Below are 16607 nucleotides of genomic sequence, written 5' to 3'. Positions count from 1 at the left end.
CTCCTGGATCTCCGCTTTTTCGCCCCGTCTGTCAAATAAATTAGCCGCTAACTATCTGGCTGGTTTATCATCATTAATGAATATCTCTGCGGTTTAACCGCGTTTTCCCTTTTTCCTGAGGTTGATGTGCAGTTAACAAGTTTCACCGATTACGGCTTACGCGCGCTGATTTACATGGCGTCGTTACCCGAAGGGAAGATGACCAGTATCTCTGAAGTGACAGAGGTATACGGTGTATCCCGTAATCATATGGTCAAAATAATCAATCAACTTAGCCGTGCCGGATACGTTGCTGCCGTCCGCGGGAAGAATGGAGGGATCCGTCTTGGTAAACCGGCACAGAGTATTCGTATCGGGGATGTGGTACGCGAGCTGGAGCCCTTGTCTCTGGTGAACTGCAGCAGCGCGTTCTGCCACATTACGCCCGCTTGCCGCCTGAAACAGGCGCTTTCTAAGGCCGTGCAAAGTTTTCTCAAGGAACTGGATAACTACACGCTGGCCGATTTGGTTGAAGAGAATCAACCGCTTTATAAATTATTGCTGGTGGAATGAAGAAAATTTCCACCGGAGCTGACAACGGAGGAACCGACATGTCACAAGATCCTTTCCAGGAACGCGAAGCCGAAAAATACGCGAATCCTATCCCCAGCCGCGAGTTCATCATTGAACACTTAACAAAACGCGAAAAACCCGCCAATCGTGAAGAACTTGCCGTTGAATTAAATATTGAAGGTGAAGAGCAAATTGAAGCCCTTCGCCGCCGCCTGCGCGCGATGGAGCGTGACGGGCAACTGGTCTTTACCCGCCGCCAGTGCTACGCGCTGCCGGAACGCCTCGATCTGCTGAAAGGGACCGTCATTGGTCACCGCGATGGCTTTGGCTTCCTGCGCGTGGAAGGCCGTAAGGACGACCTTTACCTCTCATCCGAACAGATGAAAATGTGCATCCACGGCGACCAGATCCTGGCGCAGCCGCTGGGTGCAGACCGTAAAGGCCGCCGCGAAGCACGCGTGGTTCGCGTGCTGGTGCCAAAAACCAGCCAGATTGTGGGCCGCTACTTTACCGATGCGGGCGTAGGCTTCGTGGTGCCTGACGACAGCCGTCTGAGCTTCGATATTCTGATCCCACCTGAAGAGGTGATGGGCGCGCGCATGGGCTTTGTGGTGGTGGTGGAACTCACCCAGCGTCCGACCCGTCGCACCAAAGCGGTCGGTAAAATCGTCGAAGTGCTGGGCGATAACATGGGCACCGGCATGGCCGTCGATATGGCGCTGCGTACCCATGAAATTCCGTACGTCTGGCCGAAAGCGGTCGAAGAGCAGATCGAAAACCTGCGCGAAGAAGTACCGGAAGAGTCCAAAGCGGGCCGTGTGGATCTCCGCTCCCTGCCGCTGGTCACGATCGACGGTGAAGACGCTCGCGACTTCGATGACGCGGTCTACTGCGAGAAAAAACGCGGCGGCGGTTGGCGTCTGTGGGTGGCTATCGCTGACGTAAGCTACTACGTTCGTCCGCATACGCCGCTGGATAACGAAGCGCGCAGCCGCGGTACCTCGGTCTACTTCCCGTCTCAGGTTGTACCGATGCTGCCGGAAGTGCTCTCCAACGGCCTGTGCTCCCTGAACCCGCAGGTTGACCGTCTCTGTATGGTATGTGAGATGACTATCTCCACCAAAGGGCGCTTAACGGGCTACAAATTCTACGAAGCGGTAATGAGCTCGCACGCGCGTCTGACCTATACCAAGGTCTGGCATATGCTGCAGGGCGACCAGGACCTTCGCGAGCAGTACGCGCCGCTGGTTAAACACATTGAAGAGCTGCATAACCTCTACAAAACGCTGGAGCAGGCGCGCGAAGAGCGCGGCGGGATCTCCTTTGAGAGCGAAGAAGCGAAGTTTATCTTCAACGCCGAGCGCCGCATTGAGCGTATCGAACAGACCCAGCGTAACGATGCGCACAAGCTGATCGAGGAGTGTATGATTCTGGCGAATATCTCGGCGGCACGCTTCGTTGAGAAAGCCAAAGAACCTGCGCTGTTCCGTATTCACGATAAGCCGACCACGGAAGCCATTACGTCGTTCCGCTCCGTGCTGGCTGAGCTCGGCCTGGAGCTGCCTGGCGGTAATAAGCCTGAGCCACGCGATTACGCCGAACTGCTGGAATCCATTAGCGACCGTCCTGACGCAGAAATGCTGCAGACGATGCTGCTGCGCTCCATGAAGCAGGCGATTTACGATCCGGAAAACCGAGGGCACTTCGGCCTGGCGCTGCAGTCTTACGCGCACTTTACCTCGCCGATCCGTCGCTATCCGGATCTGTCACTGCACCGCGCGATCAAGTATCTGCTGGCACACGAGCAGGGCCATAAAGGCAACACGACTGAAACCGGTGGGTATCACTACTCCATGGACGAAGTGCTGCAACTGGGTCAGCACTGTTCCATGACCGAGCGCCGTGCGGATGAAGCGACGCGCGACGTGGCGGACTGGCTGAAGTGTGACTTTATGCTGGATCAGGTGGGCAACGTCTTTAAGGGCGTGATTGCCAGCGTGACCGGCTTTGGTTTCTTCGTTCGTCTGGATGAGCTGTTTATCGACGGTCTGGTGCACGTCTCCAGCCTGGATAACGACTACTACCGCTTCGACCAGGTCGGCCAGCGTCTGATTGGCGAATCAGGCGGCCAGACCTACCGTCTGGGCGATCGCGTGGAAGTGAAGGTCGAAGCCGTGAATATGGACGACCGTAAAATCGACTTCAGCCTGATCTCCAGCGAGCGCGCGCCGCGTAACGTCGGTAAAACCGAGCGTGAAAGGGCGAAAAAAGGCGGAAACGGCAAAGCGAGCGGTAAACGTCGCCAGGCGGGCAAAAAGGTAAACTTCGAGCCGGACAGCGCGTTCCGCGGCGAGAAGAAACAGAAGCCAAAGGCGGCGAAGAAAGAGGCTCGCTCAGCGAAAAAGCCTTCCGCGAAAACGCAGAAAATCGCTGCCGCGACAAAAGCGAAGCGCGCAGCCAAGAAAAAGCAGGCGGAGTAATTCTCCCCTCACCCTGACCCTCTCCCCAACCGGGAGAGGGGAAATATTTATTACGAGAACCATCAATGAGTGAAATGATTTACGGCATCCACGCGGTGCAGGCCCTTCTTGAGCGCGCACCGGAGCGTTTTCAGGAAGTGTTTATTCTGAAAGGTCGTGAAGATAAACGTCTGATGCCGCTGATCCACGCGCTGGAAGCGCAGGGCGTGGTGATCCAGCTGGCGAACCGCCAGTTCCTGGATGAGAAAAGCGAAGGCGCGGTGCACCAGGGCATTATTGCCCGCGTGAAGCCAGGTCGTCAGTATCAGGAAAACGATCTGCCGGATCTGATCGCTGAGCTGGAAAACCCGTTTTTCCTGATTCTGGATGGCGTCACCGACCCACATAACCTCGGCGCGTGCCTGCGCAGCGCGGATGCGGCGGGCGTGCACGCGGTGATCGTACCGAAAGATCGCTCTGCCCAACTGAACGCGACGGCGAAGAAAGTAGCCTGCGGCGCGGCGGAAAACGTTCCGCTGATCCGCGTGACCAACCTTGCGCGCACCATGCGTCTGCTGCAGGAAGAGAATATCTGGATCGTCGGTACCGCGGGCGAAGCGGATCATACTCTGTATCAGAGCAAAATGACCGGCCGTCTGGCGCTGGTGATGGGGGCGGAAGGTGAAGGCATGCGTCGTCTGACGCGCGAGCACTGCGACGAGCTGATCAGCATCCCGATGGCGGGCAGCGTGTCGTCTCTGAACGTTTCCGTTGCAACGGGTATCTGCCTGTTTGAAGCGGTGCGCCAGCGTAGCTGATTATTAATCTGTAAAAAAGCCACCCAATTCGGGTGGCTTTTTTTATGCCCTGGCTGGTAATATAACGACCGAAGTGATTTCGGCTTTTATAAATATCTTTAAAACTAACACATGGATGAAATTATGAGATGGTCTCTCTCATCGCTTGCCGATGAATTGTCACGCCGGCGCGATATTTATATTGATTTAAAAAATAACAATGATGTACTTATTATAAAAATGAATGAATATGGCGATTTGCCATTAAGTATTTTTATTACATCCCAGCAAATTATCATTGAAACCTATATATGTCCTGTTAATGACATTAAGCGCCAGGCTGACTTCAACCTCTTCTTATTACGTAATCAAAAAATGCTTCCCTTATCTTCTGTTGGAATTTCGCAAATTCAGCATGATGAATATTATGTCGCTTTTGGTGCCTTATCCGTAAGTTCTTCTCTTGAGGATATCATTCTGGAAATTACAACCCTTGCGGAGAATGCGCTGGATTTGGCTGAGCTTACACAAGAATTTATAAATTAACAGGTAAGGGAAAGGTATGGGCATCTTGAAGAATCTTTTTACACTGGGTAAATCACTACTCAATCAGGCCGATGAAGCGATAGAAGAAGCGCAGGGCGTTCGGATGCTGGAGCAGCACATCCGGGATGCAAAAGCTGAGCTTGATAAAGCAGGCAAATCCCGGGTTGATCTGCTTGCCCGGGTGAAGCTCAGTAATGACAAGCTTTCCGAGTTGCGGGAGCGGAAGCAATATCTTGAGTCACGAGCGATAGAAGGAATGAGCAAGAATATTGATGCTGCGCTGCTAAACGAGGTTGCAGAAGAAATCGCCCGACTTGAGAATACCATTACTCGTGAAGCACAGGTTTTGGACTCTCTTGAAACCTCAAGAAATAATATTGAAAAAGCCGTAGCTATTACTTCACAACGTATTAATCAGTTTGAACAGCAGCTGGAGGTTGTTAAAGCCACGGAAGCCATGCAGCGGGCGCAACAGGCCGTGACGACGTCAACGGTCGGAGCAACATCGAACGTAACGACGGCCGCAGAGTCTTTAAAAAGACTTCAGACGCGTCAGGCTGAACGTCAGGCCAAACTGGATGCGGTAGCGCAACTGGAAAAAGTGGCGGATGGACGTGAGCTTGAAGAGAAACTCGCGCAGGCAGGCGTGGGTACCACAGGAACAAGCTCCGCACAGGCGGTTCTTGAACGGTTAAAACTTACGCAGGCTCTGTAATGTTTCTCTCCTGGGTCGTGAATGTTTGCAGGCAACATTTATTCCGGCTTACCTGGACAGCGCTGCTGTGCTTGTTTGCCGGGCATTATTTGCTTTGCTTTATTGTCTTTCATTGGTTGGGAGAGACGACCCTCGTTGGCCGGATAAGTGATTTTGTTTATTACAGCTCAGTGGTTGGGGCGACGATTGGCTTTGGGGATTTGAGTCCTCAGAGCGAAGCAGGGGAGTTGTTCACAGCTTTTTGGCAAATCCCTATCGGCGTTGGGCTTTTCGGCGCATTGATGGGCAAAATCATCGCGTTAGTACAGGGATTATTAGCTAAAGGAATAGCAGGAATGGGCAATTTTAGTTCACTACATAACCATGTTTTGGTGATTGGCTGGCGCGGTCATCAGACAGAGAAAATGATCTCATTGCTGCTTTATGATGAGCAGCGGGTATTTAGTCGCGTAGTGTTGTGTGAGCAGCAGGATATAGCGCATCCTTTATCCGATAATTTATATGTCGATTTTCTCAAAGTAAGTAATTACAGCGATCCGAAAGAGCAAAAACGGATGGGGTTAGTAAATTGTTCATGTGTAGTCATTTTTTCCAGCACCGATGAACAAACCTTTACGGCCACACTCTCACTGGTAAACGATGCGCCAGCGCATTGCCATATCGTTGCTTATCTTGAGGATGAACGCTACGCAGGCTTACTGGAGACCCATTGCCCGACAATAGAGATTGTTCGCAATCTTTCAGCCGAACAGCTTTCCCGTTCGATCCAGGATCCTGGCTCTTCTCAATCCGTAGCGTCAATCATGAACCCGATGCTGGGTGATACGGGTTACACGCTGATGGTACCCACATCGGTTTCCTGTATACCTTATGGTGCGTTAATGCATTACATGAAACTGCAACATGATGCGACGGTGCTGGGGATTAGCCACTGTAAAAATGGTCGTGGTATGGAGCTTAACCCTGAGATCTCCACAGAGGTTAGAGGAGGGATGTGGTTGCATTTAATCGGCAATAGTCGCATTTCGTCGAATGAGGTGTGCTGGCAGAACATAGGGAAAAGTCATGCGGAACTTATTTTTTAATTTATTTAATAAAACACCTCAGCCAGTAATGCGTGGCCCATTGGGATTACATCAACGTGCGGCGTTTACACTTGATACGCTGACATTTCGACTGTCCGCCCGTTTTTTGACTCAACTACCAGAAGAGGAATATACCATTGCAGCTAGCAGCGTGATTGAAGCTGGCGCGGGTTGTCGTATTTATCGTTATTACACGTCTGGTGATGAGTTTTTGCAGATAAATACTACTGGTGGTATGGAAAGGGAAAGTATTGATGATATTAAGCTTTTTATTTATCAGGATAGCTTTGGTATTACTTCGGAGAAACAATGGCAAAAAGAGATTGGTGCAGCTTTAATTGGCAGACCCAGTCTGCAATGGAATGAACGAGACTGGACAAGAATATTTAACGAGAATGAGGAGGGGAACGTTGAGCCGGTTTACCTGCTGGAACACGTTGAAAATAACCAGAACGAAAAATGGGATGTGCATAATTTCATGATGGCATATCAGAGGGAGGCGACTGCCGATCTGTATGAGTACCTTTTGCTAACTGGCGAAGAGATATTTTGTGATAATAGCGAGCCAGAGTGGATCTTTTCGTATGCCGTAGGTGTGGATATTCCACTCACTTCGCTAAACATTGTTGGATAACTTTCTGGGGATGTAAACCATGCTGGGTTCATTATTTGCTTTTCTTTCTTACTTCTTAACCGGTCTGGCGATGACCGTCATATTCTTATTCATCTACTCAAGAATAACGTCACATGATGAATGGAAACTGATTAAAGAAAATAACCTGGCGGCGGCGGCAGCATTCAGTGGCACGCTATTGGGGTATGTGATTCCTCTGTCCAGCGCTGCCGTAAACTCGGTTAGCATGCCGGATTACCTGATATGGGGATGCGTTGCGCTAGTCGTACAATTACTGGTGTATGGCTGCGTACGCATTTATATGCCGAACATTAGTGAAAAAATCGTTAACCGCCACTACGCCGCAGGTTTATTTATGGGGATGGCAGCACTGGCTGGCGGGATCTTAAATGCTGCCTGCATGACATGGTAATAAATGAACATGGCTAAAAAGAAAAAAACACGGAAGTCTAGTCCGATTCGATCTGCATCAGGAAGCCAAGATGCAGCGTTCCGCTCTTCACCCTCAAAGCGCAAAAGCGGGAAGTATTTGACGCTGGCAATTATGGGCGGTGCAGCATTTATCGCCCTGAAGGGGTGCGATAGTTCGGCTGATGATAATGACGGTGATGGCGTGTTTTACGCATCGCCGCAGGCGTGCGTTGACGATGGCAATAGCGCTCAGGTTTGCAGCGATGCATGGAACAATGCGAAAGCTAAATTTGAAGCAGATATGCCGAAAAATATGTCAAGGGAAGACTGCATACGTCAATTCGAGAACTGCTATTACGACAATATCGAAAATAGCTGGATACCGGTTCTGTCAGGATTTTTACTTAATAAAAAAGTCAGAGAAGACGCTGATGAAGGGTACAGGTATACAAGTGGAGGTTCATTTTACTCTTCCCGTCCCGTGTGGCGAAATTCTTCATCCTATGTCTGGCACTCCGGTAAGCAGGCCGGCAGTCAAATGGGCTATACAACAAAGCGCGTATCAACAATCTCTCGGGGTGGATATGGGCGCTCATCCAGTGCCCGTGGAAGCTGGGGAGGGTAATTATGTTACGTCATGACGTTCCTATTCGTTCGGGGCTGGACAAAATTGCCCGCGACCATGGTTTTCATTTTCATATTATCGACGATGAAATTTACTGGGATGAGAGCCGTGCCTACCGCTTTACGTTACAGCAGATTGAAGAAAGAATTGAAAAACCCACGGCTGAACTGCATCAAATGTGTCTGGATGTGGTGGATCGTGCGGTAAAAAGTGAAGAATTGATGACGCAACTTGCCATTCCGCCGCTTTACTGGGATGCCATTGCGGAAAGCTGGCAGAGCCAGGATCCTTCACTGTATGGCCGTATGGACTTCGTATGGACTAATGAAGGTAGTGTCAAACTGCTGGAATACAATGCCGACACACCGACGTCCCTATATGAATCAGCCTATTTTCAGTGGCAATGGATGGAGGACGCACGTCGCGCTGGGATCATTCCTCGAGACGCCGATCAGTTTAATTCCATTCAGGATAAGCTTGTCGCTCGATTTGCAGAACTAGCCACCGACATTCCACTCTACTTCTGCTGCTGCAAAGAGAGTGAGGAGGATCGCGGCACGCTTCTCTATCTGGAAGATTGCGCCGTCCAGGCCGGACTGAACACCCGCTTTATCTATATGGACGATATTGGCCTGGGCACTGGCGGTTTTTTAACGGACATTGACGATAATGTTATCCGGCGTGCGTTTAAGCTCTACCCTCTGGAATGGATGATGCGTGATGAAAATGGTCCGCTGCTGTGTGCCAGAAGAGAGCAATGGCTGGAACCACTCTGGAAAAGCGTCATCAGCAATAAGGGTATTTTACCCCTTTTGTGGCGCTTTTTTGAAGGGCATCCCAACCTTCTTCCTGCGTGGTTTGAAGATGAATTAACGTCGATTCCAAATGGCGTTCCGTTAGTCCGTAAGCCCCTTTTTTCACGAGAAGGAGGAAATGTGACTATTTTTGACGCGCAGCGCAATATTGTTGAGAGTGAAGCTGGTGATTATGCAAACGAACCTATGATTTATCAGGGCTTCCAGGCATTACCGCGTTTTGGCAACAGCTATACATTGATAGGAAGTTGGGTGGTCGATGATGAACCTGCCGGAATCGGTATTCGTGAAGACGGATCGTTGATAACGAAAGACACCTCGCGTTTTATTCCCCACTACATAGCGGGTTAATTTTAGCTGGGGTGAAAACCCCAGCTCTGAAGTTCACTCCTCTAACGACCGTAAATGGTCATCCTTCCTGAGCGTCATCAGCGCGAAAATACTCACCACCGCCGTTGCCATCACGTAATAGGCCGGAATGTCCAGGTTGCCCGTCTGCTTAATCAGCCCGGTGATGATTAACCCCGCACAGCCCGAAAAAATCGCGTTCGATAACGAATAGGCCAGCCCCAGCCCGGTATAGCGCACGCGCGTCGGGAACATCTCAGACAGCATCGCCGGGCCCGGCCCCGCCAGCATCCCCACCAGACCGCCCGCAATCAATACCACTATCGCTTTCACCGCCAGCGTACTGGATTCCGCCTGCAAAATTTTCAGCAGCGGCAGGGCAAGGATCAGCAGGAGCACGGTGGCGATAATCATCACCTTTCGCCGCCCGATCCTGTCGCTCAGCATTCCCGACGGAATGATGGTGAGCGCAAACCCAATGTTAGAAATCACCGCTATCAGCAGCGCCTGATTAAACCCAGTGTGCAGCGCAGACTGCAGATAGGTCGGCATGATCACGAGGTAGGTATACCCCGCCGCGGACCAGACCATCACGCGGCCAATGCCCATCAGGATGGTTTTGAGCGTGGCGGAAGTACTGGCCTGAGCAATGACCGCTTTTTCCTTCTGCTGCACAAAGCTCGGCGTCTCTTCCATGCTCACCCGCAGCCATAGCGCGACCGCGCCCATCGGCAGGGCAAGGAAGAAAGGAATGCGCCAGCCCCAGTCGTGCAGGGCTTCAGGCGTGAGGAGGGCAGAGAGCAGCGCGACAATACCTGCGCCCGCTAACAGCCCGAGCGCCACGGTAAAGGACTGCCACGCGCCGTACAGACCGCGCTTGCCGCGCGGGGCGAACTCCGTCATCAGTGAGACCGCACCGCCGTACTCGCCGCCCGCGAACAGGCCCTGCAGGATGCGCAGCAGCGTAACGATCAGCGGCGCAGCAATGCCAATGCTGGCGTAGACGGGCACGATGCCGATGGCCGTGGTGGCGAGCGTCATTAGCACCAGCACAATAATCAGCGTCGGTTTTCGGCCTATCCTGTCACCAATGCGGCCAAATACCACCGCACCCAGCGGACGGAAGAAGAAGGCAATGGCAAACGAGGCCCAGGTGAGGATCAGACTGGTCAGTCCCGCCTCTCCCTCAAGCTGGAAGAAGTGCTTCGCAATCACGGTCGCCAGAAAACCGTAGACCGCAAACTCATACCATTCGATAAAGTTACCAATGGAGCCTGCAATTAATGCTCGCTTGTGCGCATCCTGTTGCATAACGATCCTCACAAAGACGGGTTAAGAATAAATTATTCAACATAAGCGAAGTAATGAAATAGTTTATTCTTATGTTCTGTGAGCTATTTCACGAATGATATCAGCGGGATCGCCATCGTGTGACCTCACTCCCATGCAGCGTTCATACGGTCTGTCCATACTTACCTTCATTGCCACTGAAGGAGGGAGACAGCATGCACTGGCAGACCCATACCGTTTTTAATCAACCAGCCCCACTCTCTAACAGCAACCTTTTCCTCTCTGACTGCGCCCTGCGCGACGCGGTTGCGCGCGAGGGTGCCGAGTGGGATATGGATCTTCTTGCCAGCATTGGACAACAGTTAGGCACGGCGGAGTCGCTGGAGCTGGGCAGGCTGGCGAACGTGAATCCGCCGGAGCTATTACGCTACGACCCCACGGGAGAGCGGCTGGATGACGTCCGCTTTCATCCGGCATGGCACCTGCTGATGCAGGGGCTCTGCGCTAACCGGGTACATAATCTGGCATGGGAGGAAGAGGCACGAAAAGGGTCTTTCGTCGCCAGGGCCGCGCGCTTCGTGCTCCATGCTCAGGTAGAAGCGGGGACGTTATGCCCGGTGACCATGACCTTCGCCGCCACGCCGCTGTTGCAGCAGTCGCTGCCCAAACCGTTTCATGAATGGTTAACGCCGCTGATGAGCGACCGTTACGATCCCCATCTCGCGCCGGGTGGGCAAAAGCGCGGCCTGCTGATCGGCATGGGAATGACGGAAAAGCAGGGCGGCTCGGACGTGCTCAGCAACACCACCAGAGCGGAAAAATGCAGCGACGGCAGCTACCGACTGGTGGGCCACAAGTGGTTTTTCTCCGTGCCGCAGAGCGATGCGCATCTGGTGCTGGCGCAGGCGAAAGGCGGTTTGTCCTGCTTCTTTGTCCCGCGTTTCTTACCCGACGGACAGCGCAACGCCGTCCGGCTGGAACGTCTGAAAGATAAGCTCGGCAACCGCTCGAACGCCAGCAGCGAGGCGGAGTTCCTCGATGCCTCCGGCTGGCTGCTGGGTGAAGAGGGAGAAGGCGTGCGGCAAATCCTGAAGATGGGCGGGCTGACGCGCTTCGACTGTGCGCTGGGCAGCCACGGGCTAATGCGCCGGGCGCTTTCCGTGGCGCTGTACCACGCCCATCAGCGTCAGACCTTCGGCAAAAATCTTATCGATCAGCCGCTAATGCGTGAAGTGCTGAGCCGTATGGCGCTGGTGCTGGAGGGGCATACGGCGCTGTTGTTCCGTCTGGCCCGGGCGTGGGATAACCGCACCGACCCGCAGGAGGCCGCCTGGGCGCGGCTTTTTACCCCAGCCGCAAAATTCAGCGTGTGCAAAGCGGGCATTCCGTTCGTGGCGGAGGCGATGGAGGCACTCGGCGGCGTCGGGTACTGCGAGGAGAATGAACTTCCACGCCTGTATCGCGAGATGCCGGTGAACAGCATCTGGGAAGGATCGGGCAATATCATGTGCCTGGACGTGCTGCGCGTGCTGGCGAAGCAGCCAGGTATCCACGACCTGCTTGCCGACGAGTTTGCCCAGGTCAAAGGGCAGGACAGACACTTTGACCGCAGCTGGCGGCAGCTTCAGCAAAAGCTGCGTAAACCGCAGGAGGCGCAGGGGAGGGAGATCGCTCAGCAGCTCTTTTTGCTGGGGGCCGGCAGCCAGATGCTGCGGCACGCATCGCCGCCCGTGGCGCAGGCGTGGTGCCGCATGATGCTGGATACCCGTGGCGGTACGCTCATGAATGAGCAGGTGCAAAGCGATCTGCTGCTGCGCGCCACGGGCAGGGTTGGCTAGCGTTTAAGCTGGAACAGGCTGACCAGTTGGGTAAGGTGTGACCCTTTCTCGCGCAGCGTGCGTGCGGTTTGCTCGCTGCGTGAGATGCGATCGGCATTGATATGCGACGCTTCGCCAATGTGGGTCATGGCAAGATTGACCTGGCCGATCCCCGCGGACTGCTCGCGTGACGCGTGGTTAATCTCCGTGACCAGCTGGCTTATGTTGTCGATATGAACGATGATGGAATCCATCGCCAGACGCGTCTGTTCAGACAGCGCGTGGCCTTCGCCCACTTTTCGCAGGGTATCGCCAATCAGATGTTCAATCTCCTTCACCGCGTTGGCGCTTCGACCTGCCAGGGCGCGAACTTCCTGCGCGACCACGGCAAAACCTTTTCCATGCTCGCCTGCGCGTGCCGCTTCTACCGCCGCATTCAGCGCCAGAATATTAGTCTGGAACGCGATGGACTCGATCACGCGGGTGATGTCCTCGATACGTTTTGACGCTTCGCGAATGTCGTCCATGGTGGCAACCGCATGGGTCACCGTTTCACCACCCTGATGAACCGCGCGCGAGGTTTCACCTACCAGCTGCTGCGTTTGCTCCATGTTGGCGGCATTTTGCTGCACGGTCGCGGCCAGTTGCTCCATGCTGGCGGAGGTCTCTTCAACGCTGCTGGCCTGCTTGTTGATCTGCTCGGAGATGTCTCCGGTATCGGAGGCCAGCGCATTGGTGCCCAGATGGATCTCGCCCGCGGCCTCGCGGACCTGCAGGACAATTTTTTGTAGCCCATCGCCGATACCGTTAATGGCTTCAACCAGCTGGCCAACCTCATCCTGGCGGGTCACGGGCAGGCTGGAGCGTAAATCGCCCGCGGCATACTGGCGGGCAAGGTCAATCACGTTACGCAGCGGACGGGTCAGCATCCGGCGAATAAGCACCACAAACAGGCCCGCGAAGAGGACAGACAACGCTACGCCGGCCAGCAGGAAACGGTCGCGCATAGCGTTAACGCTTGAGAGCAGGACTGATTTATCCACTTCACCGACGATGGTCCAGTTCCAGCCGGGCAGCGGCGTATAGGCCATTTTCAGCGTGCGACCGTCGTCGCTTACGCGTTCCAGCGAGCCTGAGGAATCGCTCAACAGCTGCTGTTGGGTGGCGCTATCCCACTTCGGCTGTTTTCCCTCTTCGCTGGCGTGGAACAGATACTGACCGCGCGTTTTGCCGTTGCTGCGGTCCAGCACGAAGAAGTGCCCGCTCTCGCCCAGGCGGCGGTTGAGGATTTTCTCGCGCATGACATTCCAGGAGTGAGTGATATCCACCCCAACGAAGATGATCCCGATAACCTGACCTTCACTGTTCTTCACGGGCTGGTACTGGGTTATGTAGCGCTTGCCAAACAGGAGCGCCAGGCCGCGGTACACCTCGCCTTTCGTGACGGAGGCAAACGCCGGGCTGCTCGTGTCCAGAACCGTCCCCATAGCGCGATCGCCATTCTCTTTGCGCAGGGAGGTGGCAACGCGAATGAAGTCGTTACCGCTGCGAACAAACAGCGTTGAGATCGCTCCCGTACGGCTCAGAAAATCATCAGAAAACGTTGTATTTTCATGGAGTTCAGCGTCGCCCCCTTTCAGCAGGGGAACGGCGAGCCCGTTTATGGACCGGGTCTGCTGAGTATCGACGCTAAACGGCTGAGGCAGAAATGTCGTAAACAGTCTGGTGTAGCTTTCGACTTCTTCGCTCAGGCTGGTATTAAACATCTGCACCATGTCGACCATACCGGTGGACTGATTATGCAGATCTTCTACCGCGAGGGCTTCAAGCTGCTGGCTGGCTTTTTGGCTGAGCAGGAAAGTGAAAAGCAGAAACAGCGTGGCGACACTGACGCCCGTCAGCAGCGACAGCTTTGTTCCAAGGCCCGCACGGCGGAAAACATTGATCATAAATTGCTCATCATTGAAAAGGTATGGTTCTTCAACGGCAGAGCGGAGATTACGTTTACTGAATTAATGTAACAAAATGTTATTTTATTGTTTTAGAGTGGTTTTAAATTAGATAAAAAATTTGCAAAAACGAAAAGCCACTAAAAATAAGTGGCTTTTATCAGGAAGGATTTATACGTAGAGAATGGCCTGTACCCGCCACTGGTCGATATGGTTATCTTCCTGCATCTGGATGATGCGATACCATGACGCGCCCTGTTCATCGGCCTTTAATGCCACGATACGTTCAACGTCTTGCGGGCTCCCCGGAATGTTATTGACGGAGATCTGGCCTATTTCATTCAGACCTGTTACGCAATCCGCACTGGCGAATTCTGCTGACTGCGCGGTGGTGCTCACCAGGCCTGCAGAGAGCAACAAAGAGGTCAAAGCAAGAGTTCGTTTCATCGTCAGCTCCATTTCACATATTTCCGGTATCCGCCGGGCAATCCTTCGCGAATAAACTCCCATTCCTTGTCGCTGGCATGGAGTTTATTGTGGACAGGAAAATGTCTATGGACGCAAAGCAGTGTAAATGTCGTTCAAAGGTAAACCATTATTTCCGGTACAAAATGGCTTGTGAATACCACTGTCCCGTTATGATGGTTTCGTCGATCATAATAATGACGTAATAATCTGCTTTGGCAGCGACGGCTTGTACCTTTATTGCGTCTTCTGCATCATCCGGCGAACCGCGAACGAGCGCGGAGACGGTGCCCATTCGCTGTAATCCTTCCGTCTGATTACGACGAATCTCCTGCGGATGATCGGCAACCGGGGGAGCGGGTTGCGGTGTACCCTGCAGTGCGCTACAGCCGCTGAGCAGAAACACCAGCAATAAAGCAGCAAACCTGTGCATAACCATATCTCGTTTCCTGTTAGCCATAGTGTAGTTGTCTGCGAATTTAGTTTTGGGGGAATGTTCCCGAAGTGTTATCTGGGACGTAATTTTCGAATGAAAATAGTGTCAAACCGTAATCCAGTTCTCAACATTATGAATCATTCATTCGTACAGGGTCGACAATGATTGAAATTGAAATACGCCATCTCGGCGCCCATGAAATTTTACACGCTGTGCCGGCAGGGAAACGTGATAAATCGCTGCCTGTTGTGGTTTTTTATCATGGGTTTACCTCATCGAAACTGGTTTACAGTTATTTTGCAGTGGCGCTGGCTCAGGCAGGTTTTCGCGTGGTAATGCCGGATGCGCCTGACCACGGCGCGCGCTTTACGGGCAATGAGCGGGCGCGACTGGGGCAGTTCTGGCACATTCTGCACGGCAGCCTGACCGAGTTTGCCGGGTTGCGCGATGCGCTCTATGAGGCAGGGCTGGTGGCCGACAATCGGCTGGCGGTGGCCGGGGCGTCGATGGGCGGCATGACGGCGCTGGGGATTATGACGCATCATCCTGACGTGCGGTCTGTCGCCTGTCTGATGGGCTCGGGCTATTTTACCTCGCTGGCGAAGACGCTTTTCCCCCCTCAGGACTTAACGGAAATTAAGCCGATGCTGGCAGAGTGGGAAGTGACCCGGGCATTGCCGCGCCTGGCCGATCGCCCGCTGCTGCTATGGCATGGTGACGCGGACGATGTTGTCCCGCCCGATGGAACCTTCCGCCTGCAGCAGGCGTTAAAGAATGAAGGACTGGACGCTAATCTGACCTGTTTGTGGGAATCAGGCGTCCGCCACCGCATCACGCCAGCGGCGCTGGACGCCACGGTGGCGTTTTTCCGCAAGCATCTTTAAACGCGCAGGACTTTCACCCCTTGATCTTCCAGCTTCTGGAGGATCTCGGGGTTCGCCCCTTTGCCGGTGATCACCATGTCGATCTGTTCTGCGCGGCTGAACAGCATGCCTGCGCGTTCACCGACTTTGCTGCTGTCGACCAGCACAACGAGCTTGCCCACCACGTTGAGCATGTTTTGTTCCGCCATCGCGGTCAGCATATCGGTTTTATACAGGCCGTCAGCGGTCAGGCCTTTGCCGCTGGTAAACATCCAGTGCCCGGCGTAGAGACTGTTTTCGCTGTCCTGCGGGCTGAGCGTGATGGACTGGCTTTTGTTGTACTGGCCGCCCATGATCACCACGCTTTCATGTTCCTGATCGATCAGGTAGTTAGCCAGCGGCAAATAGTTGGTAATGATTTGCACCGGCTTGCCGCACATCTCACGGCCCAGCAAAAACGCCGTGGAGCCGCAGTTGATGACGACGCTCTCACCGGGGTTCACCAGCTGTGATGCCGCTCTGGCAATCCGTACTTTTTCATCGTGATTCTGCGCCTGATGAATATTCATCGGCGACCAGCGTGGACGCTGCTGGCTGATGGCTTCTGCGCCGTTGCGGACTTTTTTCAGCTTGCCGCTCTCATCCAGCTTGTTGATGTCTCGCCGCGCGGTGGCGGGGGAGATCCCTAAACGTTCGATCACTTTCTCGACGGTGATAAACCCTGTTTGCGCCAGGAGTTCCAGTAAAATTTGATGCCGTTGCGCTTCCGTCATGAGCTATTCCGATAAGAATTGATTTGA

The 16607-nt window shown here is 53.5% G+C and carries 17 protein-coding genes; 12 read left to right on the top strand and 5 right to left on the bottom strand.

Annotation, left to right across the window (positions count from 1 at the left end; genetic code table 11):
- Positions 1 to 126 precede the first annotated feature (126 nt).
- From nsrR to IM295_RS15180, 10 genes are all read left to right on the top strand, one after another.
- Complete coding sequence (nsrR, locus tag IM295_RS15225; RefSeq protein ID WP_028015256.1) at positions 127 to 552, top strand: nitric oxide-sensing transcriptional repressor NsrR; 426 nt, start codon at positions 127 to 129, stop codon at positions 550 to 552.
- A gap of 38 nt (positions 553 to 590) precedes the next feature.
- Positions 591 to 3032 (top strand): ribonuclease R, encoded by a 2442-nt coding sequence (rnr, locus tag IM295_RS15220; protein WP_028015257.1) that lies wholly within the window; start codon positions 591 to 593, stop codon positions 3030 to 3032.
- A gap of 65 nt (positions 3033 to 3097) precedes the next feature.
- A complete protein-coding gene (rlmB, locus tag IM295_RS15215; RefSeq protein ID WP_047364106.1) occupies positions 3098 to 3829 on the top strand; it encodes a 23S rRNA (guanosine(2251)-2'-O)-methyltransferase RlmB in 732 nt (243 codons plus the stop codon).
- A gap of 123 nt (positions 3830 to 3952) precedes the next feature.
- Positions 3953 to 4354: a YjfI family protein gene (locus IM295_RS15210; RefSeq protein WP_069733201.1), complete on the top strand. Its 402-nt coding sequence runs from the start codon at positions 3953 to 3955 to the stop codon at positions 4352 to 4354.
- Between the two features lie 16 nt (positions 4355 to 4370).
- Positions 4371 to 5069, top strand: coding sequence for a PspA/IM30 family protein (locus IM295_RS15205; RefSeq protein WP_047364102.1), 699 nt, complete (start codon positions 4371 to 4373; stop codon positions 5067 to 5069).
- Positions 5069 to 6154 (top strand): potassium channel family protein, encoded by a 1086-nt coding sequence (locus tag IM295_RS15200; RefSeq protein WP_193066900.1) that lies wholly within the window; start codon positions 5069 to 5071, stop codon positions 6152 to 6154. The genes IM295_RS15205 and IM295_RS15200 overlap by 1 nt, the downstream gene beginning before the upstream one ends.
- Positions 6135 to 6788 (top strand): DUF2491 family protein, encoded by a 654-nt coding sequence (locus IM295_RS15195; protein WP_193066899.1) that lies wholly within the window; start codon positions 6135 to 6137, stop codon positions 6786 to 6788. Before IM295_RS15200 ends, IM295_RS15195 begins: the two co-directional genes overlap by 20 nt.
- Positions 6789 to 6807: 19 nt before the next feature.
- Positions 6808 to 7200, top strand: coding sequence for a DUF350 domain-containing protein (locus IM295_RS15190; protein ID WP_047052621.1), 393 nt, complete (start codon positions 6808 to 6810; stop codon positions 7198 to 7200).
- Positions 7201 to 7209: 9 nt separating this feature from the next.
- A complete protein-coding gene (locus IM295_RS15185; RefSeq protein WP_072058719.1) occupies positions 7210 to 7824 on the top strand; it encodes a DUF1190 domain-containing protein in 615 nt (204 codons plus the stop codon).
- A gap of 2 nt (positions 7825 to 7826) precedes the next feature.
- Entirely contained in the window at positions 7827 to 8990 is a 1164-nt protein-coding gene (locus IM295_RS15180) for a glutathionylspermidine synthase family protein (RefSeq protein ID WP_069733199.1), read from the top strand.
- A gap of 33 nt (positions 8991 to 9023) precedes the next feature.
- Here the strand turns inward: IM295_RS15180 and IM295_RS15175 are convergent, their stop codons facing one another.
- Positions 9024 to 10298, bottom strand: a complete 1275-nt coding sequence (locus IM295_RS15175; protein WP_193066898.1) for an MFS transporter — start codon at positions 10296 to 10298, stop codon at positions 9024 to 9026.
- 194 nt (positions 10299 to 10492) lie between these two features.
- On the opposite strand from IM295_RS15175, the gene IM295_RS15170 reads away from it, so the two are divergent.
- Positions 10493 to 12115: an isovaleryl-CoA dehydrogenase gene (locus IM295_RS15170; RefSeq protein WP_048998725.1), complete on the top strand. Its 1623-nt coding sequence runs from the start codon at positions 10493 to 10495 to the stop codon at positions 12113 to 12115.
- On the opposite strand, the gene IM295_RS15165 is transcribed toward IM295_RS15170, so the two are convergent.
- The 3 genes from IM295_RS15165 to bsmA form a co-directional block, all read right to left on the bottom strand.
- A complete protein-coding gene (locus IM295_RS15165; protein WP_193066897.1) occupies positions 12112 to 14043 on the bottom strand; it encodes a methyl-accepting chemotaxis protein in 1932 nt (643 codons plus the stop codon). The two genes, IM295_RS15170 and IM295_RS15165, sit on opposite strands and share 4 nt — an antisense overlap.
- 171 nt (positions 14044 to 14214) lie before the next feature.
- On the bottom strand, positions 14215 to 14502 hold the full coding sequence (gene yjfN, locus IM295_RS15160) for a DUF1471 family protease activator YjfN (protein ID WP_032644956.1): 288 nt from the start codon (positions 14500 to 14502) through the stop codon (positions 14215 to 14217).
- Between the two features lie 136 nt (positions 14503 to 14638).
- Positions 14639 to 14968 (bottom strand): biofilm peroxide resistance protein BsmA, encoded by a 330-nt coding sequence (gene bsmA / locus IM295_RS15155; protein WP_193066896.1) that lies wholly within the window; start codon positions 14966 to 14968, stop codon positions 14639 to 14641.
- 137 nt (positions 14969 to 15105) lie between these two features.
- On the opposite strand from bsmA, the gene yjfP reads away from it, so the two are divergent.
- Entirely contained in the window at positions 15106 to 15828 is a 723-nt protein-coding gene (yjfP, locus tag IM295_RS15150; RefSeq protein ID WP_193066895.1) for an esterase, read from the top strand.
- Here yjfP and ulaR read toward each other — a convergent pair.
- On the bottom strand, positions 15825 to 16580 hold the full coding sequence (ulaR, locus tag IM295_RS15145) for an HTH-type transcriptional regulator UlaR (RefSeq protein WP_024907324.1): 756 nt from the start codon (positions 16578 to 16580) through the stop codon (positions 15825 to 15827). The two genes, yjfP and ulaR, sit on opposite strands and share 4 nt — an antisense overlap.
- Between the last annotated feature and the right edge of the window lie 27 nt (positions 16581 to 16607).

The sequence above is a fragment of the Enterobacter cloacae complex sp. P14RS genome (assembly GCF_014895895.1).
Classification (GTDB): Bacteria; Pseudomonadota; Gammaproteobacteria; order Enterobacterales; family Enterobacteriaceae; genus Enterobacter; species Enterobacter bugandensis.
The sequence above is the reverse complement of the archived record's forward strand: the minus strand, read 5'-3'. Positions and strand labels throughout refer to the sequence as shown.